The sequence below is a fragment of the Pseudomonas sp. RL_5y_Pfl2_73 genome (assembly GCF_963970515.1).
GTDB lineage: Bacteria > Pseudomonadota > Gammaproteobacteria > Pseudomonadales > Pseudomonadaceae > Aquipseudomonas.
The window spans coordinates 110,804-134,630 of record NZ_CAXAPD010000005.1 but is presented as its reverse complement, the minus strand read 5'-3'; the positions used below and the strand labels follow the sequence as shown (position 1 = coordinate 134,630).

The 23,827-nt window shown below is 60.9% G+C and carries 23 protein-coding genes; 14 read left to right on the top strand and 9 right to left on the bottom strand.

What is annotated here, in order from left to right; translation table 11 throughout:
* Positions 1-69 precede the first annotated feature (69 nt).
* Positions 70-1,251: an NO-inducible flavohemoprotein gene (gene hmpA, locus AACY42_RS06795; RefSeq protein WP_339477985.1), complete on the bottom strand. Its 1,182-nt coding sequence runs from the start codon at positions 1,249-1,251 to the stop codon at positions 70-72.
* Positions 1,252-1,403: 152 nt separating this feature from the next.
* Between hmpA and norR the strand changes: the two genes are divergently transcribed.
* The 5 genes from norR to AACY42_RS06770 all read left to right on the top strand — a co-directional run bounded on the left by norR (position 1,404) and on the right by AACY42_RS06770 (position 6,459).
* Positions 1,404-2,960: a nitric oxide reductase transcriptional regulator NorR gene (gene norR / locus AACY42_RS06790; RefSeq protein WP_339477984.1), complete on the top strand. Its 1,557-nt coding sequence runs from the start codon at positions 1,404-1,406 to the stop codon at positions 2,958-2,960.
* Between the two features lie 159 nt (positions 2,961-3,119).
* Positions 3,120-4,022 carry a chemotaxis protein CheV gene (locus tag AACY42_RS06785; RefSeq protein ID WP_339477981.1) on the top strand — a complete coding sequence of 301 codons (903 nt, stop codon included), beginning with the start codon at positions 3,120-3,122 and terminating at the stop codon, positions 4,020-4,022.
* 101 nt (positions 4,023-4,123) lie between these two features.
* Positions 4,124-4,450 (top strand): hypothetical protein, encoded by a 327-nt coding sequence (locus tag AACY42_RS06780; RefSeq protein WP_339477979.1) that lies wholly within the window; start codon positions 4,124-4,126, stop codon positions 4,448-4,450.
* Positions 4,451-4,529: 79 nt separating this feature from the next.
* Positions 4,530-5,279, top strand: a complete 750-nt coding sequence (locus AACY42_RS06775) for a YkgJ family cysteine cluster protein (protein WP_339477977.1) — start codon at positions 4,530-4,532, stop codon at positions 5,277-5,279.
* A 208-nt stretch (positions 5,280-5,487) separates the two neighbouring features.
* The gene (locus AACY42_RS06770) at positions 5,488-6,459 is read left to right on the top strand and encodes a 2-hydroxyacid dehydrogenase (protein WP_339477974.1); all 972 of its coding nucleotides are present in this window, start codon (positions 5,488-5,490) and stop codon (positions 6,457-6,459) included.
* A gap of 45 nt (positions 6,460-6,504) precedes the next feature.
* Here the strand turns inward: AACY42_RS06770 and AACY42_RS06765 are convergent, their stop codons facing one another.
* Positions 6,505-7,407, bottom strand: coding sequence for a DMT family transporter (locus tag AACY42_RS06765; RefSeq protein ID WP_339477971.1), 903 nt, complete (start codon positions 7,405-7,407; stop codon positions 6,505-6,507).
* Positions 7,408-7,544: 137 nt separating this feature from the next.
* Here AACY42_RS06765 and AACY42_RS06760 point away from each other — a divergent pair, with 137 nt between their 5' ends.
* Positions 7,545-8,420 carry an AraC family transcriptional regulator gene (locus AACY42_RS06760; protein ID WP_339477969.1) on the top strand — a complete coding sequence of 292 codons (876 nt, stop codon included), beginning with the start codon at positions 7,545-7,547 and terminating at the stop codon, positions 8,418-8,420.
* A gap of 222 nt (positions 8,421-8,642) precedes the next feature.
* On the opposite strand, the gene AACY42_RS06755 is transcribed toward AACY42_RS06760, so the two are convergent.
* Positions 8,643-9,053: an HPF/RaiA family ribosome-associated protein gene (locus AACY42_RS06755; protein ID WP_339477967.1), complete on the bottom strand. Its 411-nt coding sequence runs from the start codon at positions 9,051-9,053 to the stop codon at positions 8,643-8,645.
* Between the two features lie 507 nt (positions 9,054-9,560).
* On the opposite strand from AACY42_RS06755, the gene AACY42_RS06750 reads away from it, so the two are divergent.
* Positions 9,561-9,878 carry a DUF3509 domain-containing protein gene (locus AACY42_RS06750; RefSeq protein ID WP_339477964.1) on the top strand — a complete coding sequence of 106 codons (318 nt, stop codon included), beginning with the start codon at positions 9,561-9,563 and terminating at the stop codon, positions 9,876-9,878.
* Here the strand turns inward: AACY42_RS06750 and AACY42_RS06745 are convergent.
* Positions 9,875-10,375: a phosphate-starvation-inducible protein PsiE gene (locus tag AACY42_RS06745; protein ID WP_047699631.1), complete on the bottom strand. Its 501-nt coding sequence runs from the start codon at positions 10,373-10,375 to the stop codon at positions 9,875-9,877. The genes AACY42_RS06750 and AACY42_RS06745 overlap by 4 nt on opposite strands.
* A 306-nt stretch (positions 10,376-10,681) precedes the next feature.
* On the opposite strand from AACY42_RS06745, the gene AACY42_RS06740 reads away from it, so the two are divergent.
* Positions 10,682-10,942: a YebG family protein gene (locus tag AACY42_RS06740; protein ID WP_339477959.1), complete on the top strand. Its 261-nt coding sequence runs from the start codon at positions 10,682-10,684 to the stop codon at positions 10,940-10,942.
* Positions 10,943-11,007: 65 nt separating this feature from the next.
* Here AACY42_RS06740 and AACY42_RS06735 read toward each other — a convergent pair whose 3' ends face one another.
* Positions 11,008-12,399: an aminotransferase-like domain-containing protein gene (locus tag AACY42_RS06735; protein ID WP_339477956.1), complete on the bottom strand. Its 1,392-nt coding sequence runs from the start codon at positions 12,397-12,399 to the stop codon at positions 11,008-11,010.
* Positions 12,400-12,741: 342 nt separating this feature from the next.
* Between AACY42_RS06735 and AACY42_RS06730 the strand changes: the two genes are divergently transcribed.
* The 5 genes from AACY42_RS06730 to glyA all read left to right on the top strand — a co-directional run bounded on the left by AACY42_RS06730 (position 12,742) and on the right by glyA (position 18,175).
* Positions 12,742-13,947, top strand: coding sequence for a benzoate/H(+) symporter BenE family transporter (locus AACY42_RS06730; RefSeq protein ID WP_339477953.1), 1,206 nt, complete (start codon positions 12,742-12,744; stop codon positions 13,945-13,947).
* Positions 13,944-15,116, top strand: a complete 1,173-nt coding sequence (locus AACY42_RS06725; protein WP_339477950.1) for an NAD(P)/FAD-dependent oxidoreductase — start codon at positions 13,944-13,946, stop codon at positions 15,114-15,116. Before AACY42_RS06730 ends, AACY42_RS06725 begins: the two co-directional genes overlap by 4 nt.
* Positions 15,117-15,145: 29 nt before the next feature.
* Positions 15,146-15,577 carry a Rid family detoxifying hydrolase gene (locus AACY42_RS06720; RefSeq protein ID WP_207280984.1) on the top strand — a complete coding sequence of 144 codons (432 nt, stop codon included), beginning with the start codon at positions 15,146-15,148 and terminating at the stop codon, positions 15,575-15,577.
* Positions 15,578-15,671: 94 nt separating this feature from the next.
* Positions 15,672-16,925 (top strand): threonine synthase, encoded by a 1,254-nt coding sequence (gene thrC / locus AACY42_RS06715; RefSeq protein ID WP_339477940.1) that lies wholly within the window; start codon positions 15,672-15,674, stop codon positions 16,923-16,925.
* Between the two features lie 11 nt (positions 16,926-16,936).
* The gene (glyA, locus tag AACY42_RS06710) at positions 16,937-18,175 is read left to right on the top strand and encodes a serine hydroxymethyltransferase (RefSeq protein ID WP_339477938.1); all 1,239 of its coding nucleotides are present in this window, start codon (positions 16,937-16,939) and stop codon (positions 18,173-18,175) included.
* A gap of 207 nt (positions 18,176-18,382) precedes the next feature.
* On the opposite strand, the gene AACY42_RS06705 is transcribed toward glyA, so the two are convergent.
* Entirely contained in the window at positions 18,383-19,402 is a 1,020-nt protein-coding gene (locus tag AACY42_RS06705; protein WP_339477934.1) for a Glu/Leu/Phe/Val dehydrogenase family protein, read from the bottom strand.
* 187 nt (positions 19,403-19,589) lie between these two features.
* Between AACY42_RS06705 and AACY42_RS06700 the strand changes: the two genes are divergently transcribed.
* Positions 19,590-20,393, top strand: coding sequence for a SirB1 family protein (locus AACY42_RS06700; RefSeq protein WP_339477931.1), 804 nt, complete (start codon positions 19,590-19,592; stop codon positions 20,391-20,393).
* Between the two features lie 139 nt (positions 20,394-20,532).
* Here the strand turns inward: AACY42_RS06700 and maiA are convergent, their stop codons facing one another.
* From maiA to hmgA, 3 genes are read right to left on the bottom strand one after another with little or no spacing between them, the layout of a single operon-like run.
* Positions 20,533-21,168, bottom strand: a complete 636-nt coding sequence (maiA, locus tag AACY42_RS06695; RefSeq protein ID WP_339477928.1) for a maleylacetoacetate isomerase — start codon at positions 21,166-21,168, stop codon at positions 20,533-20,535.
* A 10-nt stretch (positions 21,169-21,178) separates the two neighbouring features.
* A complete protein-coding gene (fahA, locus tag AACY42_RS06690; protein ID WP_339477925.1) occupies positions 21,179-22,483 on the bottom strand; it encodes a fumarylacetoacetase in 1,305 nt (434 codons plus the stop codon).
* Positions 22,484-22,486: 3 nt separating this feature from the next.
* Positions 22,487-23,791: a homogentisate 1,2-dioxygenase gene (gene hmgA / locus AACY42_RS06685; protein ID WP_339477922.1), complete on the bottom strand. Its 1,305-nt coding sequence runs from the start codon at positions 23,789-23,791 to the stop codon at positions 22,487-22,489.
* Between the last annotated feature and the right edge of the window lie 36 nt (positions 23,792-23,827).

The window sequence follows — 23,827 nt, the reverse complement described above, 5'->3', positions numbered from 1 at the left end:
TGCATTGGGGCTGAATGTGTCGACGTCTTCGCGATGAAGCCAACCCGGTTTCCCGGGTTGGCAGCGACCTTATTCCAGCGCCGCCGCCGGCCCGAAGAACTCGTAACGGCTCTGCTGGTCCGGCACGCCCAAAGCCTTGAGGTGGCGCTTGACCGCGCCCATGAACCCCTTCGGCCCGAGGAAATAGGCGTCCAGGTCACGTTGCTGTGGCAGCCATTGCGCCAGTTGCTCCTGGCTCAACAGCCCCACCTTGTCGGCCGCCGGGCTCAAGCCGTCGTCTTCGTCGTAGCAGTAAAAGCGCTTGAGCTGTGGATGCCGATTGGCCAGGTCGTCGATCCAGTCGCGGAACGCATGGGCACGGCCGTTGCGCGCGCAGTGAATGAAATGCACCGGCCGCTCGGTTTGCAGCGCCGCCTGCAACATGGCCAGGGTCGGGGTGATGCCGACGCCACCACTGATCAGCACCAGCGGCTTGTCGCTGGCAGTCAGGTAGAAATCCCCGGACGGCGGGAACAACTGGATGCGGCTGCCAACGTCAAAATGATGATGCAGGTGATTGGACACGCGCCCGCCCGGTTCGCGCTTGACGCTGATGCGGTATTGACCGTTGTCCGCCAGGGCCGACAGTGAATAGTTACGGCGCACTTCCTCGCCATCGAGCATGAGCGTCATGCCGATGTACTGGCCCGGCTCGGCCAGCAGAATCGGCCCCTTGTCCGCCGGTTCAAAGTAAAACGAGGTGATCTCCGAGCTTTCCTGCACTTTGGCCGCCAGGATGAATTCACGCTCGCCACGCCAGCCACCCGGCGCCTCGGCCTTCTTGTCGTACATGCCCGCTTCGGCGCCGATCAGGATATCGGCCAACTGGTTGTAGGCTGCGCCCCACGCCGCAATCACTTCGGGCGTGGCGATCTCTGCGCCCAGCACTTCGGCGATTGCCCGCAGCAGGCACGAACCGACAATCGGGTAATGTTCCGGCAGGATCTGCAGGGCAACGTGCTTGTTGACGATCTTCGCCACCAGGTCACCCAATTGATCGAGTTGGTCAATGTGCCGCGCATACATCAACACACCGTTGGCCAAGGCCCGCGGTTGATCGCCACTGGCCTGGTGAGCCTGGTTGAACAATGGGCGCACCTGAGGGTATTCGGACAGCATCATGCGATAGAAGTGAGTGATCAGCGCCTCCCCCCCGCTTTCAAGCAACGGAACGGTGGAGCGAATGATGGCGCGTTCTTCTCGACTGAGCATAGGGTGACTCCTGGCGTATGACCGATAACAGCTAGGCAAGCCTTATCAGTTTCCATGCCACAATTTTTTTCCTTAAATATCATCAAGTTAAAAACACAATAGTCATAAAGACACGGTCCGTTTTATAGTCATCAAGACTACATGGAGTCATTATGACCGCAACCGCCCTGCTGACCTCCCTGCTGCCACTGGTGGCCGATCTGTCCCGCGAACTGCCTGAAGGCGAACGTTATCGTCGCCTGCTCGGCACTTTGCGAACCCTGCTGCCCTGCGATGCAGCAGCGTTGTTGCGCCTGGACGGCGACTGCCTGGTGCCACTCGCCGTGGATGGCCTGAGCACCGATACACTAGGCCGGCGATTCCGGGTCAGTGAGCACCCGCGCTTCGAAGTGCTGCTGGCCAACCCACAGCCCACCCGCTTCGCCGCCGACAGCGGCCTGCCGGATCCGTACGATGGGCTGGTCGAGGGGCTCGCCGAGCATCTGGAAGTTCACGACTGCATGGGCTGCCCGCTGTTCGTCGACGAACGGCCCTGGGGCCTGCTGACCCTGGATTCGCTGGACCCGGAGCGCTTCGAGCCCATCGACCTCAGTGCCTTGCAAGCCTTCGCCAGCCTCGCCGCCGCCACGGTCAGCGCCGCCGAGCGCATCGAGCGCCTGGCCTTGAAGGCCGAGGATGAGCACCGCCGCGCCGAGGTCTATCGCCAGGCCAGCGACCAACAATCTCGCGACATGGTTGGCCAGAGCAAAGTCCACAAGCGCTTGGTGGAAGAGATTGCACTGGTGGGCGGCAGCGACCTGACAGTACTGATCACCGGCGAAACCGGTGTGGGCAAGGAACTGGTCGCCCGGGCCATCCATGCCGCGTCAAAACGCGCCGAGCAGCCACTCATCAGCCTCAACTGTGCCGCCCTGCCCGATACGCTGGTGGAAAGTGAACTCTTCGGCCATGTACGGGGCGCCTTCACTGGGGCCACGAACGATCGGCGCGGCAAGTTCGAACTGGCCGACGGCGGCACCCTGTTCCTCGACGAAGTGGGTGAATTGTCCCTGACCGTCCAGGCCAAGTTGCTGCGAGTACTGCAAAGCGGTCAACTGCAACGCCTGGGCTCGGACAAAGAACACCGGGTCGATGTGCGCCTGATCGCAGCCACCAATCGCGACCTTGCCGAAGAAGTGCGCAACGGTCGTTATCGGGCCGATGTCTACCATCGCTTGAGTGTGTATCCGCTGCTGGTGCCGGCGCTGCGTGACCGCGGACGGGACGTGCTGCTGCTCAGCGGTTTTTTCCTGGAACACAATCGCTCGCGCATGGGCCTGGGCAGCCTGCGCATGACCAGCGACGCCCAGGCCGCACTGCTGGCCTACGACTGGCCGGGCAATGTGCGCGAACTGGAACACCTGATCGGCCGTAGCGCCTTGAAGGCCTTGGGTCGGTGCCCGGTGCGACCGAAAATCCTCAGCCTCAGCGCCCAGGACCTGGATTTGCCCCAAGCGCCTGTGGATAACCCCGCACCTTCGTCCATCAGCCCAGCACCGACGGCGGAGGGCGTAACGGGGGACTTGCGCGAAGCGCTGGACACGTTCCAACGCAAGCTGATCGCAGCCTGCCTGGAGCGTCACCAACACAACTGGGCCAGCGCCGCCCGGGAGCTGGGCTTGGACCGAGCCAACCTGGGGCGGATGGCCCGACGGTTGGGGCTGAAATAGAAACCTGTGGGTTGGGGCACTCAAAGGAGATTGACCGGGTGAATTGGGTTGCCGATGGCTTTCGCCCTAAAGCCTGTCCCCGACGAGTCGATAACCCAATATCAAAAGCTGTTTTGGCGATCGGTATGCTCGCCCCACCTTTTTCCACAGAAGGTTTTTATGTCCTCCAACAAAGGCCGCGCAGATTCACTTTCGCTTCTGCTGTTTACCTTGCGCAGCGGCAAGCTGATGGCAATCAACCTGCTCAAGGTCAGTGAAATCATTCCCTGCCCAACGTTGACCAAGCTGCCGGAGTCGCATCCGCACGTCAAAGGCATCGCCACCCTGCGCGGGGCATCGTTGTCGGTGATCGACCTGAGCCGTGCCATTGGCGAGCGCCCGCTGGAGGATCCGGACGGTGGCTGCCTGATCGTCACTGACGTCAGCCGCTCCAAACAGGGCTTGCATGTGCAAGCGGTGAGCAAGATCGTGCATTGCCTGACCACCGACATCAAACCACCGCCCTACGGCTCCGGCGGTGTGCGTTCGTACATCACCGGCGTGACCTCGGTGGACGGCACGCTGGTGCAGGTACTGGACATCGAAAAGGTCATCCACGGCATCGCACCGGCACAGATCGAAACCGCGCCGACCGAACTGAACATGGAAGACGCCGAGGTACTGGGCAACGCACGGATCCTGGTGGTCGACGACAGCCAGGTCGCGCTACAGCAATCGGTGCACACCCTGCGCAACCTCGGCCTGCAATGCCACACCGCACGCAGCGCCAAGGAAGCCATCGAATGCCTGCTGGACCTGCAAGGCACGGCCGAACAGATCAACCTGATCGTCTCGGACATCGAGATGTCGGAGATGGACGGGTACGCCCTCACCCGGACCCTGCGCGAAACACCGGACTTCGCCCACCTCTACGTGTTGCTGCACACCTCGCTGGACAGCGCCATGAACAGCGAAAAAGCCCGACTGGCCGGCGCCAACGGCGTGCTCACCAAGTTCTCCTCACCAGAACTGACCAAATGCCTGATCACAGCGGCCAAAGCCGTTGCCGAGCAAGGACGCTGAGCCATATCGGTTGATCGCTTCGGCGCTTCAGCGCGGGAGCGATCATCGTCCGACAACCTCAGGCATACTCTTGTCCTGGCTTCCCAGAACAAGGCTCCCTGATGAAAATCCGCATACTGACTCTCCTCGGCCTCACCGTCCTGGCCTCCCAGGCCCATGCCTCAAGCCCGGACGCCTGGACCGCCCACGACAAAGCCGTGCTGGCCAGTTGCATCAAGGCCAGCGGCTTGAAGCGTGCTGAGCCGGTGGGTAGCGCCGCTCAGTTCGACGACCGAGTCGGCTACACCGCGCTATTGCTGCAAGGCCAATACCCACAGAAACACATGAAAGAGGCGATCGGCACCGAGTTGTGCCTCTACCGCAAGAAAACCAAAACCGCCTACGTGACCGAGTGGGACTCGATCCGCCCGGCCGCTACCGACCGGTGAGTGGCGCATAATTTGCTTCGCACGGTCCATCACGGCGTTTTTCTGTCGCCGTCCCCAGCTTTCTGTGACCGGGCACTCAATGAACACAACGTTTTCCTGTGTAGGGTGCGGCAAATGCTGCACCGATCACCATGTTCCCCTGACCCTCGACGAGGCCCGGATGTGGGCGGACGACGGCGGCCAGGTGATTGTCCTGGTAGAAGCCTTCCTGCCCAACGGCCTCGGCCTGCCGGCGGCGCAGCGCGAGCATGCCGAGCGCCGTTCGGCGGTGGTCCACAGCGGCAGCACCGAGGCCCTTGTCGCAATCACTTTTGCCGCCTACAACGTCGGCCGTTGCCGGAACCTTGACGAAGAAAATCTGTGCCGTATCTATGAGCGCCGCCCCTTGGTGTGCCGCATCTATCCGATGGAAATCAACCCGCACATTCCCCTCAATATCGCCATCAAGGAATGCCCTCCAGAGTCGTGGGAAACCGGGCCGCAACTGATACTCGGCGGTGAACTGGTCGACCAGGAACTGGTCCGGTTGATCGAACGCTCACGCCAGGCCGACCGTGAAGAGATCGCCATCAAGGACCGCATCTGCGCCGCCCTGGGCATCCGCACCACCGCGCTCAAGGGCGACGGGTTCACCGCGTACCTGCCACAGATGAACGCATTCGTGGCCGCCCTCGATCAGGTACGCCTGCAACCTGCGCAACAGCACGCCAGTGAATGGCAGTTCCATCTGTCTGGCGATGATGTGGCCAGCCAGGTATTGGCCTGCGGCGCGCGGGTCGTCACAGAAGCGCCGGTCAATTACGCCTTTATTTCCCTGCGGGCGGCGTAGATATCCAAAAGATGAAGTAGAGCCCCTGTGGGAGCGAGCCTGCTCGCGATAGCGATCTATCAGCCTCTTCTATGTGACTGATGTAACGCCATCGCGAGCAGGCTCGCACACAAGGGATTTGCAGCGCTCAGTCGCTTTCCCCTCTCGCCCAACCCTGGCCAGGAATGTTAGCGTGCTTGGTATCTTCTCCCCCGATGAGCCTTGCACGATGAAAAAAACCGTACTTGCCTTCAGCCGTATCACGCCCAAGATGGTCGAGCGCCTGCAACAGGACTTCGACGTGATCGTGCCGAGCCCGTCCAGGGGCGATATCAACGCACAGTTCAACGAAGCCCTGCCCCACGCCCACGGGCTGATCGGGGTCGGTCGCAAGCTCGGGCGCGAGCAACTGCAAAGCGCTGCGAACCTGCAAGTGGTGTCCAGTGTGTCGGTGGGTTACGACAACTATGACCTGGCCTACTTCAATGAGCGCGGGATCATGCTCACCAACACCCCCGACGTACTCACCGAAAGCACCGCCGACCTGGCCTTCGCCCTGCTGATGAGCAGCGCCAGGCGCGTGGCAGAATTGGACGCCTGGACCAAGGCTGGCCAATGGCAGGCGACGGTCGGCCCGCAACTGTTCGGCAGCGATGTACATGGCAAGACGCTGGGTATCGTCGGCATGGGCAACATCGGCGCGGCCATTGCCCGGCGTGGCCGGCTGGGGTTCAACATGCCGGTCCTCTACAGCGGCAACAGCCGCAAGACTGAACTGGAAAACCAATTGGGCGCACAATTTCGCGAACTGGACACGTTGCTGGCCGAAGCGGACTTCGTCTGCCTCGTCGTGCCATTGAGCGAGAAGACCCGCCATCTGATCGGCCAGCGTGAACTGGGCCTGATGAAACCGAGCGCCATCCTGGTCAACATTTCCCGTGGCCCGGTGGTGGATGAACCGGCACTGATCGAAGCCCTGCAGAACAATCGCATCCGCGGTGCCGGGCTAGATGTCTACGAGAAAGAACCGCTGGTCCAATCGCCGCTGTTCCAACTGAAAAACGCCGTCACCCTGCCCCATATCGGCTCGGCCACCCACGAAACCCGTGCCGCCATGGCCGATCTTGCTGTGGATAACCTGCGCAGCGCATTGCTGGGCGAGCGACCGCAGAACCTGGTCAACCCGCAAGTCTGGAAGTAAACCCTTAGGCCGGTCCGCCTCAGCGGGCCGGCCAACACGGTCATTTCAACGTGCGCCCAAGGCGGCCTTCATGGGCTGTGGCCGGGGTTTGCGAAACACCAGCACGTTACCCAGCATCACCAACACCAGCCCCACCAATGCCGGCGCCGTCCACTGGTAGCCCTCGGCAAACGCCGACACGTTCAACGCCACCACCGGGAACAACACGGTGCAATACGCCGCCCGCTCCGGCCCCATGCGCCCCACCAGCGTCAGATAGGCCGTAAAGCCGATCACCGAACCCGGGATCACCAGGTACAACAGCGAGCCAATGTAGCGCGTGTTCCATTCCATATCGAACGGGATGCCTTTGAATGCACACCACACCGCCAGCATCGCCGCGCCATAAGCCATGCCCCAGGCATTGGTGGTCAACGGCTTGAGGCCGGCCTTCTGTTGCAGGCTCGACAGCATGTTGCCTGCCGAGAAACACAAGGTGCCCAGCAACGCCAGCGCCAAGCCAAGCAAGGTTTGCGGGCTGGCACTATGGCCGGCCAGTTCCGGCCAGAACAGCAGCGCCAGCCCCAGCAGCCCCAGGGCGCCCCCCAACAGCACGTTACGGGCAATCCGCTGACCGAAGAACACGCGGGCATTGAGGGCGTTCCAGAGCGTGGCGGTGGAAAACACCACAGCGACCAACCCACTGGGAATCCACTGGCTGGCGGTCAGGAAGCACATGAAATTGATACAGAACAGACACAGGCCCTGGGCAACGCAAATCAAATGACCGCGCCGATTCATCACCTGCAAGCGCCGGCTGAGCAAGAGCATCGCAAACAGAATCAGGGCCGCAACGCCGAAGCGATAGACAATCGACACGGGGATGGCGACGACGCCCAACTGCAGTTTCAGGGCAATCCAGGTGGTGCCCCAGATGAGCACGGTAAGCAGGTACAACGAGAGGTTCATGGTAGCGGCTCCTGACAATGACGCTCAGTGTCCCGCGGCCATTGACCCGGCGCTTGCGTAAACTTGCGGTTTTGTCGACAGACAAGGCTGGCATGGATCGACCGACAGGGTAGGATGCAAGCGTTGGAGAACCGATCATGTCCACACTGCAAACCCTGCAAGTCTTTCAAGCCCTCAACAGCTCGCCCAATGCTCGTCTGGAGCACAGCGCCGAGCTCGGGGACGGCTTGGCGGCCGCTTTGTGGAGCAATCACCACGACGCCCAGGACTACGAGGCGCCGACCCACCACACGTTGTCATGCTACATCGCTGGCGGCACCGGTACGTTTCGCCGCGAACGGCCCGACACCACGGGGGGACCGGACAAACTCTGCATCCTGCCGGCCGGGCATGAGTCAGCCTGGGTCATCAACGGCGAGATTCGCCTCGCCCACCTGTATTTCAGCGCTGAACAATTTGCCCTGGGGTGCGTCACGCTGCTGGACTGCGAGCCCCGGCAGGTGCAGTTGCACGAGGAGACATTCCTCGACGACCCGCGACAGGCACAGCGTTTTCGCCAGTTGATCGCGCTGAACTGGGACGAACCCGGTGAGCGCCTACTGACCACCAGCCTGGCCCATGAATTGCTCAATCACCTGCTGCTCAGCCAGGTGGGCCAGCGTCAGGGGCTTCGCCTCAAAGGTGGCCTGGCCGCTCATCAGCGGCGGTTGCTGGTGGATTACGTCGACAGTCACTTGGCCGATGCCATCAGCCTCGGACAATTGGCCGCGCTGTGTGCGTTGTCCGAATACCACTTCGCGCGGATGTTCCGCGAAAGCTTCGGGCTGCCTCCTCATCAATATGTACTGGCTAGACGCTTGACCTGCGCGCGGCACTTGCTGCGCACCACCTCGCAACCGCTGGGCGACGTGGCACTGGCCTGCGGATTTGCCAGCGCCAGCCACTTCACCAATCGTTTCCGCCAAGCCCTGGGGGCGACGCCAGGGGAGTATCGGCAGGCGTTTTTGCGCTAGCGAACGGTACTGTCCCCCAAATCCCCCTGTGGGGCTTGCTCGCGACGGCGTCATTACATTCAACCACTTTCAGGCTGACCCACCGCTTTCGCGAGCAAGCCCGCTCCCACAGGAGAATGCGATCAATGCAGGTGGGCTTGCTTGCCACACTGGACCGATAAAAACAAAACGGGCCTGCGATTGCAGGCCCGTTTTTCAGTCGCAAGTGAAACGAACGAGGTTTCAGCCGTGAAGCGCGGCCCGTTCGTTTTCCAGGAATTCCTCTTCCAGCATCGCATCGGCCAACGCTACGGATTCAGTCGACGTCGAAGCGACGGCGCGCTTGTCGCGCAGTTTGCCGAACAAATGCTCCAGGGAATTTTCAAGTTTGGTGGCCGCGCCTTCGATCGCCAGTTCCAGCGATTCGGCCCTATGCGTCACGGAAATGGGCTGATGGCCCTTCGGCCGCGCTTCAAGCTGGCAACGCAGATCATGGGGACCTGGCTTGTCGCCGTTCTCATCCCGCAGATGAACCTCGACCCGTGTCAGGTCCTCTTCATAACGTTCGAGCGTGCTTTCGATGGTAGTACGTACCCACTCCTCCAGTCGGATGCTGCTTTGAATATGGTTATCGCTGTTGACTTGGATTTGCATAGTTCATCCCTTATTTCAGCTAGCTCGCCGGGGGCCATCGACGTTGATGCAACGGCCCCTTGAATACAGAGTCGGGCTGGCGGAAGAACAATTCAAGCCCTAAAAAAAGATAAATATTCATATGCAAATAAAGCCAGACAACGGACAAAAGCGCTGTTAATGTCGGGAGTTTACCCGTCCTGTCACCCCCACCGCCAATCACCTCCCCTCTTGCACCGTCAGCGAACATCGGCAGGTTATTGCCCCGAAACGGGCAGCGGCCCATGGCCGCATTCCAGAGCGTTCGGCGCCCAGCCTTCGTGATCATTGTCCGACAGTTTTTCCGGCATGCCGCTTGCTAACTCCCTGTAGGGGCTGGCGCAGGCTGCGATTTCTGATCTTGAGGCCTGCCTGGCCCCGCAGTCTTGAGATGAACACGATCATGGAATGGCCGATGGTCCGGTGTTGCGAACTAATCCCGATCACGGCCGGTCAACAACTGCACGTTCAATCAGGCGGTGACGCATCATGGACAACCCTTTTCAGATCATTACCGACGCCTTTGCGCCGCATTATCAAATCAACCTGAGCATCCAGGGCCTGGACGGCAGCATCATGCTGACCCTGTCCAATAGTGGGCGCATCGTCGCCAAACGCATGATCAGCACCCAGCAGCGCAACGACCCGGAGCGACTCAAACGCCTGGTGCAAAGCATTCAATTCGGTATTGCCATCGAGCAAGGCCACAGCGCCGTGGCCATCCTCGAAGCCATGACCGGCGGGAACAGCATCAAGCTGCCACCACCGCACACACAGGGACCGGCGCCCTCTGCCGCCGGGATCTAGATTTCTCCTTTCTCCACCTCGGCATGCTCGCTGGAACCCGCGCCAACCTTGCGGTGAGGGTGCTCGATCTTAACCGAGGGGAACTGCGACGAAGCGTAGCGCACCACCAGGATCGAAAACGCCAGCAGCAGGATGCCACCGCACAAGTAGATGATCCCCAGGTCTGGCGGGCTGTGATGGGAAACGTTGGAAATCAGCAGTCGCGTCAGCGCCGTGATCGCCACGTAGATCAGAAATCGCACCGGCATGTGGTTGGTCTTGAAGTAGATCCCGACCATCGCCCCCAATTCCAGGTAGATGAACAGCAGCAAAATGTCATCGATCTTGATGTGTCCCGCTTCGATCATCTGCAAAAATTCCATTACCGCCGCCCAGGCGGTCACCGCACCGATGGCGAACAGGGCCAGGTAATGGAAGGTCTCGACAAACAGGTTGCCCAGGGACTCGGCCAGTTGATGGACGTTCTGGCGCAGGTTCTCGGCCCAGTTGATTTTCACGATGTGGTTTCCTTAGGTCGGCTCGACCGGATGATGCGGGTTGGACGTGACGGTTGTTCTGCATGCAGAAAAAAGGCCAGCGCCTGAGGGTGAGATAGCGATAGGCCGGTATCTGGCACTTTTATGATATTCATGCCGCCTTATCGAGAGCACGCGCTACCCCCACACAAGCTTTGCTCTCACAGACCGAAACCGGTCTACATTAAAAAGCCACTATCCAAAGCAACAGGATTGGCTTATCCTTTTGCCTGTATATAAATACAGTAGTCACAAAGACAACCAATGTGAAGGCATGTGAGGTGGTGAATGGCCGTCGAAGTGGTATACCGCAGCAGCCGAGATCTGGAGCGCTTGTTCATGGATAAAGCCGAAGCTGACCGTCATGACAAAATGCTGGAACTCGCCGAATTGCTGGCAGAGGTGTTGCAAAAAGCCGTTCCATCGCTGAGCGAACAACAGGTCGAGGAAGCCGGGATCTACATGGCGAAGAATCGTGATGTGTTCGCCAAGGCGTTCAAGAGCCAGCCGGACGCCTTGTCCGAACTGCTCAATCCGTCGGACGGATGACCAAAAAGATCGCAGCCTTCGGCAGCGCCTACACCGCGTAGGAGCTGCCGAAGGCTGCGATCTTTTTAGTAATAACGGCGCGGGTCTGAATCGATCAGGCTGGCCAACTTGGTCAGGGCGAAACGCAGTTCGTCCTGGCTGGTAGGGGACATCAACACCAGCCGTACGCACCGGGTGGTCCCTGAGCGCTCAGCCTGGAACTGGGTGCCGCTGAGCACCAATACGCCGTTGGCCCGGGCAAGCATGGTGAACTCATCGCTGGTCCAAGGCTCCGGCAACGTCAACCAGACATGATAGGAATATGGCTGGGTCTTGAGCTCGAAATTGGCAAAGATTTCCCGGGCGATCGCTTGTCGCCCCGCCGCCTCGTTGCGCTGGATGCGAATCAGTTTCTTGTCCAGGCCTTCGGTAATCACATTGCTGGCCAACTGCGCGGTCAATGGCGACGGCATCCAGACACTGCTGCGCACCATCGAGGTCAGGCGCGACAGCAGTTTCGGCGGGCTGTAGATATAACCGACACGAAGCGCCGGCATGACCGATTTCGACAGACTGGTCAGGTACACCGAACGGTCCGGCGCAAAGGCCGACAGTGGCTTGATCGACGGATCGGTGGCCAGGAAGCCATAGATGTCATCGTCCAGGATAATGAAGTCGAACTCCTCGGCAAGCGCGGCGATCTGGGCCCGACGTTTCTGCGACATGATCGCCGCCGTCGGGTTCTGGCAGGTCGCCACGCAGACCAGCATCGCCGGCTTATCTCTCAGGCACAGTTCGCGCAATGCTTCGGGAATGATGCCTTCGTCATCCATTGGCACGCCACGCAGGCGACGCTCAAGGCCGTGGGCCAGAGAAATGATGCCCGGGTAGCAAAGCGCTTCGCAGAGCACCAGGTCACCGGCGTTGGTCAGGGCACTCATCGCGACCATCAAGCCATGCTGGGCCCCTGCGGTAATCACCACTTGCTGCCATTGCGCGTCGGGCAATGAATGACGCAACCATTGCGCCCCTGCTTCGCGATGCGCCGGGTGACCGCCATCCGGCGCGTAATCCAGTGCGCGAGCGAAATCGGTGCTCTTGGCCATGCCCACCAGCGCGCCACGCAACCAGTACTCCAAGGTTTCGCTGTAGGGCTTGATGATCGAAAGATCGAGCAGTTCGGATTGCCCCAGGTTCAGCGGCGCGGCAGCACTGTTGCTGGCCGGCAGTTCCAGCTGTTTCTGGTTGAGCACGTAGGTACCACGCCCCACTTCCCCCTGCACCAACCGACGCCGATGAGCCTCGCTATAGGCCCGGCTAATGGTGCCCGGCGTGACATTCAAGGTGGTGGCCAGCTCCCGCAAGGTCGGCAGGCGATCGCCCTCGTTCAGCACGCCGTTGTTGATATCGCGCGCCAACGCATCGGCAATCGACAAATACATCGGTTGGCTGAACTCGCTTAGCTGGGGAACCCACATGAATGATCACTGCCCATCGTAGAAATGATGAATATCCGAGCATATCACATGGAGGTTAGGCAACTAATAATTCGACACAATCAAGCATTTTAATTGATTGATGCGATTATTGAATCGTTTCCAAATACGATGCGAAAAAAATTTTACAACAAAGAATTTTTATATAAATCAAATATTTAATGATAAAAAATCGTAAAAACGACCCGTCATCGCAGGAAAATATCTCGTAACAATCCCGCTCCCTATTGAATCAACTCAATTCATTCAAATACACTGATTCCGAATCGAAGCAATCGACTCAATCATTCACTGCGCGCTCCTGTCGCGCCAAGTCGAGACATCATGGACTCATTCAGAAAGGATCTATCCCTGTCGGCGGTCATCGCGGGCTTCATCGCCGTGATCATTTCCTACGCCGGCCCGCTCATCATCGTGTTCCAGGCAGCCAAGGAAGCGCACCTGCCCAACGACGTGGTGTCTTCATGGATCTGGGCCATTTCCATCGGCAGCGGGATTACCGGCCTGCTACTGAGCTGGCGCCTGCGTGTTCCGGTCATCACCGCGTGGTCGACACCGGGAGCAGCGTTACTGGTGTCGATGCTGCCCACCGTGACCCTGCCCCAGGCCATCGGTGCCTATGTGGTGGCGTCAGTGATCATCGCGCTGGTCGGTCTGTCCGGTGCGTTCGACAAACTGATGAGCCGCCTGCCCAAGGCCATTGCCGCCGCCATGCTCGCCGGGATCCTGTTCCGCTTTGGTGCCGAACTGTTCACGTCGATCAAACTGCAGCCAGCACTGGTGTTGGCGATGATCGCGGCGTACCTGGTCTTCAAGCGCTTTTCGCCACGCTACGCAATCCTGTCGGTGCTGATCATCGGTTGCGCAGTGGCCGCCTCGTTCGGTGAACTCAACAGCACCTCGATCACCATCGCCGTGGCCCAGCCGGTCTTCATCGCCCCTGAATGGAGCTGGCACGCAATCATCAACATCGGCCTGCCGCTGGCGCTGGTGACCTTGACCGGCCAGTACGTGCCAGGCATGGCCGTGTTGCGCACCTCAGGCTACAACACGCCGGCACGCTCGATCATTTCGGTCACTGCGATTGGCTCCATCCTGATGGCCCCGTTCGGTTCCCACGGTTTGAACCTGGCGGCCATTACCGCAGCGATCTGCACCGGCCGCGAAGCCCACGAGGACCGCGACAAACGCTACATGGCCGGGATCGCCTGCGGGGTGTTCTACATTCTGATGGGTACCTTTGGCGCCACCCTGGCCTCGGTGTTCTCCGCACTGCCGAAAGAACTGATCGCATCCCTCGCCGGCCTCGCCTTGTTTGGCGCAATCAGTGCCGGGCTGACCGGTGCCATGGCTGACGAGAAACAACGCGAAGCGGCACTGATCACCTTCCTGGTAACGGCTTCGGGCATGAGTTTCCTCGGCCTGGCCGCCGCGTTCTGGGGCTTGATCTTCGGTCTCGTGGCGCACTTCGTGCTGACCTACACCCGCGAACGCAAAGCCGTCGTTATCGCCGAGGGCAGCCGACCATGACCGCTCGTTACGACTTCATTGTGGTCGGTGGCGGCATCGCCGGCGTGTCTGGCGCCTATGAATTGGCCGCCCATGGCAGCGTCTGCCTGCTCGAACAGGAACAGCAACTGGCCTATCACACCACCGGGCGTTCAGCCGCCATTTCGATGGAAAGCTACGGCAACCAACAGATCCGCTCACTGACCTGCGCGTCCCGGCGCTTTTTCGAGAATCCACCCGAGGGCCTGGCCGAGCATCCGCTATGGGCGCCCCGGGGCGCGCTGATCGTGGCCCAGTCGGCACGGGTGGACAAACTCAAAGCGCGTTTCAGCGCCGTCTTGGGCCAAGTGCCCACGGCCCAGTTGCTCGACGACAAGCAAGTACAGGAGCTGGTCCCCTACCTCGCCGAAGGCGCCTGGAGCGCCGGGATCTACGAGCCCAGCGCCTTCGACCTGGATGTGCACGGCATTCACGGCGCCTACCTCGGTGGGCTGCGGGCCCGCGGCGGCGTGATCAAGCGTGAGACCGAAGTGCTGCGTGGCGAATATCGCGACGGGCACTGGCGCTTGCACACCCAGGACGGCCAGCAATTGCAAGCAGCCATCGTGGTCAACGCCGCCGGTGCCTGGGCCGATGAATTCGCCGTGCGCTGCGGCGTGCCCAAGGTCGGTGTCCGACCGTTGCGGCGCACCGTGCTGGCGGTCGACCCACAATGCGACGTGCACCACACCCCCTATCTGGGCACGGTGGATGAGGACATTTTCATCAAGCCTGAAGCCGGTCGGCTGATCGTTTCCCCCTGCGATGAAAGCCCTTCGTTGCCCTGTGACGCACTGCCGGAAGAGCTTGACCTGGCCATCACCATGGATCGCCTGCAAAACACCACGCGCCTGCGCCCACGCTCGATCATCAATAAATGGGCGGGCCTGCGAACCTTCGTCGCCGACCGCTCGCCGGTACTCGGCCAGGACCCGCAGCAAGAGAGCTTTATCTGGCTCGCCGCCCTCGGCGGCTACGGCATTCAGGCCGCACCCGCCATTGCACGCTTGTGCAGCCACGCGGCGCTGGGCATCGCCATGCCGGACGACCTGGCGGCGCTGCAACTCAACTACCAGCATTTTTCCCCGGCTCGTTGCCGTGACGAGGAATTTTCCAGCCTGGCCGTCAAGCAGGTTGCCGATTTGCACTAACCCCCATCCACTTAACAAGGAACGTCACCATGCAAACCACCGCTCAAATCCAATCCGCCGCCAAACCTTTCCTGGGCGAAGAGAACGTGATTTTCACCGACAAGGCGCCACTGCCGCTGGGTACCTATTCCCAGGGCATCAAGGTCAGCCACGGGCAGACCATCTACCTGTCGGCGCAGACTCCGGTTTCGGCGCTGAACAACGAAGTGCTGGCCAAGGATTTCGAAGGCCAATTGCGCCAGACCCTCGACAACCTGGTGCAAATGGCCGAAGCGGCAGGTGGCACCCTGGCGAACGTGGTTAAGGTCACGGCGTTCATCACTGACTTGAGTGAGTTCCCGACCCTCAACCGCGTCATGGAAGAGTACTTCACCAAGCCCTACCCAGCCCGCACCACCGCCGGCGCCAGTGCACTGGCACGCAACACCCTGGTTGCCATCGACGCCATCATGGTGATCTGAAACACCTTCCGCCAGCGGAGTGCCCGTCGGTCCGGTGAGCTGGACCGACGTTGGCAAGGAAAGCACCAGCACAGCGTACTTTCAGAGGGTGACCATGAAAAATTCGTACAGAGAGTATGTATTGCAGTGCCTGGTTTGCGATCGAAGCTACCAGCCCCATGAGGTCAGCTACTACTGCCCTCATTGCAAAATCGATGGCGCCCTGGACGCGCTTTACGATTACCCCACACTCAAGCGCGAATGGTCCCGAGACAGCCTGGCCCGTGACCACATCCGTGGCATGTGGCGCTATGACCGCTTGATGCCGTTGAGCTCGACGCAGTTCATTCCACCGTTACTGGTGGGCAATACGCCGCTGTACTCGCGCCCGGAACTGCTCGGCAAAGGTGCCCGGATCAAAGTCTTCGTAAAAGACGAATCGCGGCAACCGACCGGGTCGTTGAAGGATCGCGCCAGCGCCCTGGCGGTGGCCCACGCCATGCAATCCGGTGCGCGCACCGTGGCGGTGGCCAGCACTGGCAATGCCGCTTCGGCATTGGCTGGGATGAGCGCCAGCCTGGGCTTGCACAACGTCATTTACCTGCCCAGGAGCGCACCCCGCGAAAAGCTCGCGCAGATGCAGGGCTATGGCGCCGAGATCGTGCTGGTCGACGGGCAATATGACGAAGCCTTCGAGCAATGTCTCAACGCCTGCGAAGAGCACGGCTGGTACAACCGCACCACCGGGATCAACTCGTACATGAGCGAAGGCAAGAAAACCGTGGCCTTCGAGATGTGCGAACAACTTAATTGGCAAGTGCCGGACCTGGTGTTTGTGCCCGTCGGCAATGGCTGCATCCTGGGCTCGGTCTACAAAGGCTTTTTCGACTTGCTGCAATTGGGCTGGATCGAACGCATCCCACGCCTGATCGGCGTGCAGGCCGAGCACAGCAACTTCATGTACCGCGCCTGGGGCAACGACCGCTCGATGCAGAAAACCGAACGCCGTCCCCCCACCAGCCTGGCCAGCAGCATCAATGTGGCACTGCCGCGTGATCGCCTCAAGGCCATGCGTGCGGTCACTGCCAGCGGCGGTGAGTTCATCTGTGTCAGCGACCCGAGCATTGTCGCCGCCGCCTCGAGACTGGCCGCCAGCACCGGCGTGTTCCCAGAAGCCGGTGCCGCCAGCGCCTTCGCCGGTCTGCTCAAGTACGCCGAAACACACCCCGACACGCCGCAAACCGCCGTGATCCTGATCACCGGCAGCGGTTTGAAAGACACCTCCATTTTTCTATCCGACTCGACCAAAAACCAGCCACGGGTGTTGCCGCATCACGTGACTGCGCCGCTGGCCGAGGCGCTTATCTAAGGAATCACACCATGAGCCTGCAAAATTTCGACCCCACCATTGCCCGCCTGATCGACCGCGAGCGCAACCGCCAGGAAACCCACCTGGAGCTGATCGCTTCGGAAAACTATGTCAGCGAAGAAGTGCTCCAGGCCCAGGGTTCCGTGCTCACCAACAAATACGCCGAAGGCTATCCGGGCAAGCGTTACTATGGCGGCTGCAAGGTCGTTGATGAAATCGAGAACCTGGCCATCGAACGCGCTCGCAAGCTGTTCAACTGCGAATACGTCAACGTGCAGCCGCACTCCGGCTCCCAGGCCAACCAGGCGGTTTTCCTGGCAGTACTTGAACCCGGCGACACCATCCTGGGCATGTCCCTGGCCCATGGCGGCCACCTGACCCACGGCGCCTCGGTGAACTTTTCCGGCAAGATCTACCGGGCATTCTCCTATGGCCTGGACACAGAAACCGAAACCCTCGATTACGAAGAAATGGAAGCCCTGGCCAGAGAACACCGGCCAAAGATGATCATCGCCGGGGCCTCGGCCTATTCGCGGACCATCGACTTCCAGCGCTTTCGCACAATCTGCGATGAAATCGGCGCCTACCTGATGGTGGACATGGCGCACTACGCCGGGCTGATCGCTGCCGGCGTGTACCCGTCGCCGGTGGGGATTGCCGACTTCATCACCTCCACCACCCACAAGACCTTGCGCGGCCCGCGCGGCGGTCTGATCCTGGCCAAGGCGCAATATGGCGCCCTGCTCGACAAGACGATTTTCCCGGTGTACCAGGGCGGCCCGCTGATGCACGTCATCGCCGCCAAGGCCGTGGCGTTCAACGAAGCCTTGGGCGATGGGTTCAAGCATTACCAGCAGCGGGTGATCGACAACGCCCGCGTCATGGCCGACGTCCTGACCCGACGCGGCTTGCGGGTGGTGTCCGGCGGTACCGACTGCCACATGTTCCTGCTCGATCTGCGCTCGATGAACATCACCGGCAAAGACGCCGAAGCGCTGCTGGAAAGTGCCCATATCACCTTGAACAAAAACGCGATCCCCAATGATCCGCAAAAACCGGCCATCACCAGCGGCATTCGCATCGGCACGCCAGCACTGACCACACGCGGCTTTGGCGAAGCGGAATGTGCCGAAGTGGCGAACTTGATCGCCGACCTGCTGGAACAGCCGGACAACGCAGCACGCCTGGACAACACCCGGCGCCGAGTGATGCATTTGTGCGAATGCTTTCCGGTGTACCTGTTGAGGTAGGCAGCGGCACACTGTAGGAGCTGGTGAAGGCTGCGATCTTTTGATCTTTTGATCTTTTGATCTTTTGATCTTTTGATCTTTTGATCTTTCGATCTTTCGCTTGAGACTCAAGCGTCAGGGGAAAGATCGCAGCCTCGTTGCACTCGACAGCTCCTACACAGCTTCTGCGCAGCCCGGCAGGGGCAAGCTTTGGGCACTGTTTGATTTTCAGCGGTACAACAAACGCTCCGCCAGCTCATCTGCCACCCGGGCCGGTGAGCGCTTCTCCGCCTGGGCGTGGGCGAAAACTTCCGTGAGCCGGGCACCGATCTTCGACAAATGCGCGGTGATCGTCGACAGTTCTTCGCCGCGATGCTTCAGCGCAACGTAGATCAGGCCACCAGAGTTGATCACATAGTCCGGCGCATAGAGAATTCCACGCCTTTCCAACTGATCGGCCACCTGCAGATTGCTCAACTGATTATGGGCCGAGCCAGCAACGGCCGAGCAGCGCAGTTGCGCCACGCTTTGGCTGTTGAGTACCCCACCCAGCCCGCAAGGAGCAAGGATGTCGCAGGGGGTGCTGAGCAACGCGTCGTTGGCGATCGGGTGGGCGCCCAGTTGCTCCATGGCCAATTGCACCTTGCCAGAGTCGATGTCGCTGACCAGCAACTCGGCACCCGCCGCGTGCAGTTGTTCGGCCAGGGCATAACCGACATTGCCCAGGCCCTGGATCGCCACCCGCAGGCTTTCGAGGTTATCGCTGCCAAGGCGGGCCATGGCGGTGGCACGGATGCCGGCAAAGACCCCCATTGCTGCGTGGGGCGCGGGGTCTCCCGAGGCGGTGGTGCTGGTGACATGGCGAGTCTGCTGGGCGATGCAATCCATGTCGGCCACTGACGTGCCGCTGTCGATGGCCGTGATATAGCGACCGTCCAACTGCTCGATACAGCGACCAAAGGCTTCGAACAACGCAGCCCGACTCTCGACATGGGCCGGGCGCATGATCACCGCCACCCCGCCACCCACGGGCAAACCCGCCAGCGCCGCCTTGTAGCTCATGCCTTGGGCCAGGCGCACAGCATCGACCACGGCACTTTCGTCGTCGGGGTAGGCAAGATAACGACAGCCCCCCAGGGCAGGCCCCGGACGACTGCAATGAATGGCAATCACCGCCTTCAACCCGGTTGCCGGGTCTACGCTTAGGTGCAGCGATTCAAGGCGGGAGCTTTGCATGAGAGCAAACATCGAAAGGCTCCCGAATCACTTTTGTTTGTTTCGCCAGTATAGGCGCGCAGTCGAAATTTGCTGGAGCACGCAGGAATAAGTGACCGGGGTGGTCAGTCTTTTTCGGCATAACCTGTTACAGCCTCAGTCCGAGACTGGACGAAAATCCATGGCAGGGCTAAAACGGGAGCATAGCCCGGAGAGTTTGATGAAACCGCGCCAAGCCTTTTTTGATTGTCTGCACCGCTCACCACCGGCGCTGTTCGAAGCGGCGCTGTGGATCGCTGCCGAACATGATCGCGACGTCGACGTCCCGGCCTTGCTGAAGGATTTCAAGGAGCTGCAACAGCGAGTCAGCCATGGCCTGCCGATGCTGCCTGTCAGCGAACTGGGCCAACCCTTGCTGCGACGGCTCAATGACTTGGGCTTCGCCCAGGACGACTTCACGCCTCTGCGGCCACGTGCGGCGTTGTTGGACAAAGTCCTGGCACGCAAACGCGGGCAGCCCCTGGCCCTCGGGCTGATTGCCCTGGAACTGGCCCGAGGCTTGGAAATTCCGATGGTCGGTGTCAATTTCCCCGGGCATTTCCTGTTGAAGGTACCCGGCGCCGATCACCTGCTCGATCCGTGCGGCGGCCGCCGGTTGTACCCCAATGACTGCCGGGACCTGCTACAGCGCCAATACGGCGCGAACATACCGCTCAAGGCTGAGCACCTGCTCAACACCGAACCGATGCAGATGCTGCAGCGTCTGTCACGCAACCTGCGTCAACTGCATCTGGCGAACGACGATTATATCGCAGCCCTGATCGACGCCGAACGGGTGCTGGAACTGGGTAACGCCAGCGCTGCCGACTACCTGGCCCGCGCCAGCCTGTATCAGCGACTCGATTGCCCCAACGCCGAACGCTTCGACCTGGAGCATGCCCTGATGCTCAGCGACGATCCGATCCAACGGATCCGGCTGACGGAGCGGCTGGGGCATTTGCCGCCGAATTCAATTGTGCATTGAGCGGTCGTGAGGCTGCACATTTTTGTCGACGATTGAATCGCCATGGCGAGCTTGCTCGCGATGAGGCAAGCCTCACCATCATTGTGCCTGCCCCATTGCGATCGTGAGCAGGCTCCCCACAGGGATAAGAGACCCGCCCTTATGGAGTATCCGGCTGATTCGCCGGGTGCGCCTGCTGGAACGCCGCCTGCCCAGCCGCCAATGCCGCCACGCGACGGACCCGCGGATACGCCAGCAACGAAATATTGAATCGCTCGGCGGCGTACACCTGCGGAATCAGGTACACGTCCGCCAGCCCCGGCACTGCACCGAAGCAATAGCCGTCGTCGCCAATCAACTGCTCCACCGCTGCCAATCCCTGGCTGATCCAATGCCCGATCCACTCCGTCACCTGCGTTTCATCGTGGCCCCACTGCCGCAGTTTGTTGAGCACGCTGACGTTGTGCAGGGGGTGAATATCGCAACCGATCAGCGCGGCGACGCCACGCTCATGGGCGCGCACCGCCAGGTCTTCGCTGAGCAGCGGCACCTGGGGATAGCGCTCCTCCAGGTATTCGATGATGGCGGGCGATTGCACCAACAACGCACCCTCATCAGTGCGCAACGCTGGCACCCGGCCCTGGGGATTGATCGCCTGGTAGGAGGGTTGGCGATGCTCGCCCCCCGCCGGTGCGATCAGGTTGACTGGCAGCGCCTGGTAATCCAGGCCTTTGAGCGCCAGCGCAATACGCACCCGATAGGACGAGGTGGAGCGATAGTAGGTATAGAGTTCCATGCCCTGCCCCTCAACGCGCCGGCAGGATCTTGCCCCGGCACTCGCCGAAGCCGATGGACGCCGAACCCTCGCGGCGGCAACGGGCCCGCAAGATGATTTCGTCACCGTCCTCGAGGAATCGACGCACTTCGCCAGACGCCAGTTCGATCGGTTTTTTACCGCCGTCGGTGATTTCCAGCAGGCTGCCGAATTGATGGTTTTCAGGGCCCGACAAGGTGCCCGAGCCGAACAGGTCGCCGGCCTGCAACAGGCAACCGTTGACGCTGTGGTGCGCAACCATCTGCGCCACGGTCCAGTACATGTATTGGGTGTTGCTCAGGGTCAGGCGCAGGGCCGGTAGGTTTTGCTCGCTCATGGCCTCGGTCAGCAACAGGACTTCCAGTTCGATGTCGAAGGCACCGCCGGCCTGGTCACGCTTGTCCAGCAGATACGGCAGCGGTTGCGGATCGCCTTGCGGGCGCGCCGGTTGCGGGCGACGGAACGGCTCCAGGGCTTCAGCCGTCACCACCCACGGCGAAACACTGGTCAGGAAACTCTTCGACAGAAATGGCCCCAAGGGCTGGTATTCCCACGCCTGGATATCCCGGGCAGACCAGTCGTTGAGCAGGCAGAACCCGCCAATGTGCTCGGCGGCATCGCCGATGGGGATCGGTTCACCCAGGGCATTGCCCTTGCCGATCCAGATGCCCAGCTCCAGCTCATAGTCCAGTCGCGCACACGGGCCAAAGGTCGGCTCGGTCTGACCGGCTGGCAAAGTCTGGCCCTTGGGACGGCGTACGTCGGTGCCGGACGGGCGAATGGTCGAGGCGCGGCCGTGGTAACCGATGGGGACGTATTTGTAGTTGGGCAGCAACGGATTGTCCGGACGGAACAGCTTGCCGACATTCTGCGCGTGCTCGATACCGACGTAGAAGTCGGTGTAGTCGTTGATCCTGGCCGGCAGGTGCATTTGGCAGTCGGCAGCGAGGAGCAACAGTTTCGCGCCCTGGGCTTCGACCTTGCAGCGCAGGGGGCTGTCCTCGCGCAGCAGTTCCAGCAGTCGTTCACGCAGGGCAACCCGGGCGCCGCGGCCCAGGTCGAAAAAGCCATTCAACTGACCGTCGGCCATGGCCTCGACAGCTTGGCGTGCCGCGCCGTCAAACAAGCCCGCGTGCAGCGCCGCCTGCAGATCGAAAATCCGCTCGCCAATCGCCACGCCACTGCGCAGGGCACCGCCATCGACACTGAAGATGCCCAATGGCAGGTTCTGCAACGGGAAGTCCGCATGGCCATTGGCACTGGCGACCCAGCTACGGGCAGGGGAAAGTTGAGTCATGGGTTATCTCCGGGTCGGGTCGAACGTGACAGGCAGCGAGGCCCAACATGCATCGTAGTCGGTTTGCAGTTGCGGGCAATCCAGGGCGAAACGGCTTGGACGCAGCACCTGGCTGGTCTCGAACATGAACGCCATGGTGTTGTCGATTTTCGCCGGCTGAAGATTGGCGTTGATCGCCTTGGTACAGGTTTCGCCGTCCGGGCCATGGGCACTCATGCAGTTGTGCAAGGACACGCCGCCCGGCAGGAAACCTTCGGCCTTGGCATCGTAGGCGCCTTGGATCAGGCCCATGAATTCGTTCATCAGGTTGCGGTGGAACCACGGTGGACGGAAGGTATTCTGCGCCACCATCCAGCGAGGCGGGAAAATCACGAAATCGAGGTTGGCCAGGCCGTGGACGCTGGTGGGCGAGGTCAACACGGTGAAAATCGACGGGTCCGGGTGATCGAAGCTGACCGTGCCAATGGTGTTGAAACGGCGCAGATCATATTTATACGGCACGTTGTTGCCGTGCCAGGCCACCACGTCGAGGGGCGAATGATCCAGCTCGCATCCCCACAACTCACCGAGGAATTTTTGCACCAGCGTGGTCGGTTGCGCGAGGTTCTCGTAATGGGCGACCGGCGTCAGGAAGTCCCGCGGGTTCGCCAGGCCATTGCTGCCGATTGGCCCGAGGTCCGGCAGGCGCAACGGCGCGCCATGGTTTTCGGCGAGGTAACCACGGGCCTGCGGGTCGAGCAGTTCAATGCGAAACTTCAGGCCCCGGGGCAGCACGACGATTTCCAGCGGTGCCAGTTCCAGCACGCCCAGCTCGGTGGCGATCCGCAGCCGTCCCAGTTGCGGCACGATCAGCCACTCACCGTCGGCATTGAAAAACACCCGCTCCATGGAGCGGTTGGCCCGGTACTGATAAAGGCTGATGCCGGCCGGTTTGTCCGCACCAGCATTGGCCGCCATGCACACCAGTCCGTCGATGAAATCAGTGGGGGCGGCGGGGATCTCCAGCGGGTTCCAACGCAGGCGATTGGGCGTGACTTGGCCCAATGGGCCGCCCGCCAATTGCCGTTCGAGCTTGGTGAAGGCCGGGTGATTGGCCGACGGCCGGATTCGATACATCCAGGTACGCCGCGCTTCGCTGCGAGCCATGGTGAACGCCGTGCCGGAGAACAACTCGGCATAAAGACCGTACGGGGCTTTCTGCGGCGAGTTCTGGCCGACGGGCAAGGCGCCGGGCAATGCCTCGCTGGCAAATTCGTTGCCAAAGCCTGATTGGTAAGCCAGGCCCGACGCTGTGGAATCGAGGTTCATGAAGCCTCCTGGAATGCGGCCCGCCACTCACCTGAG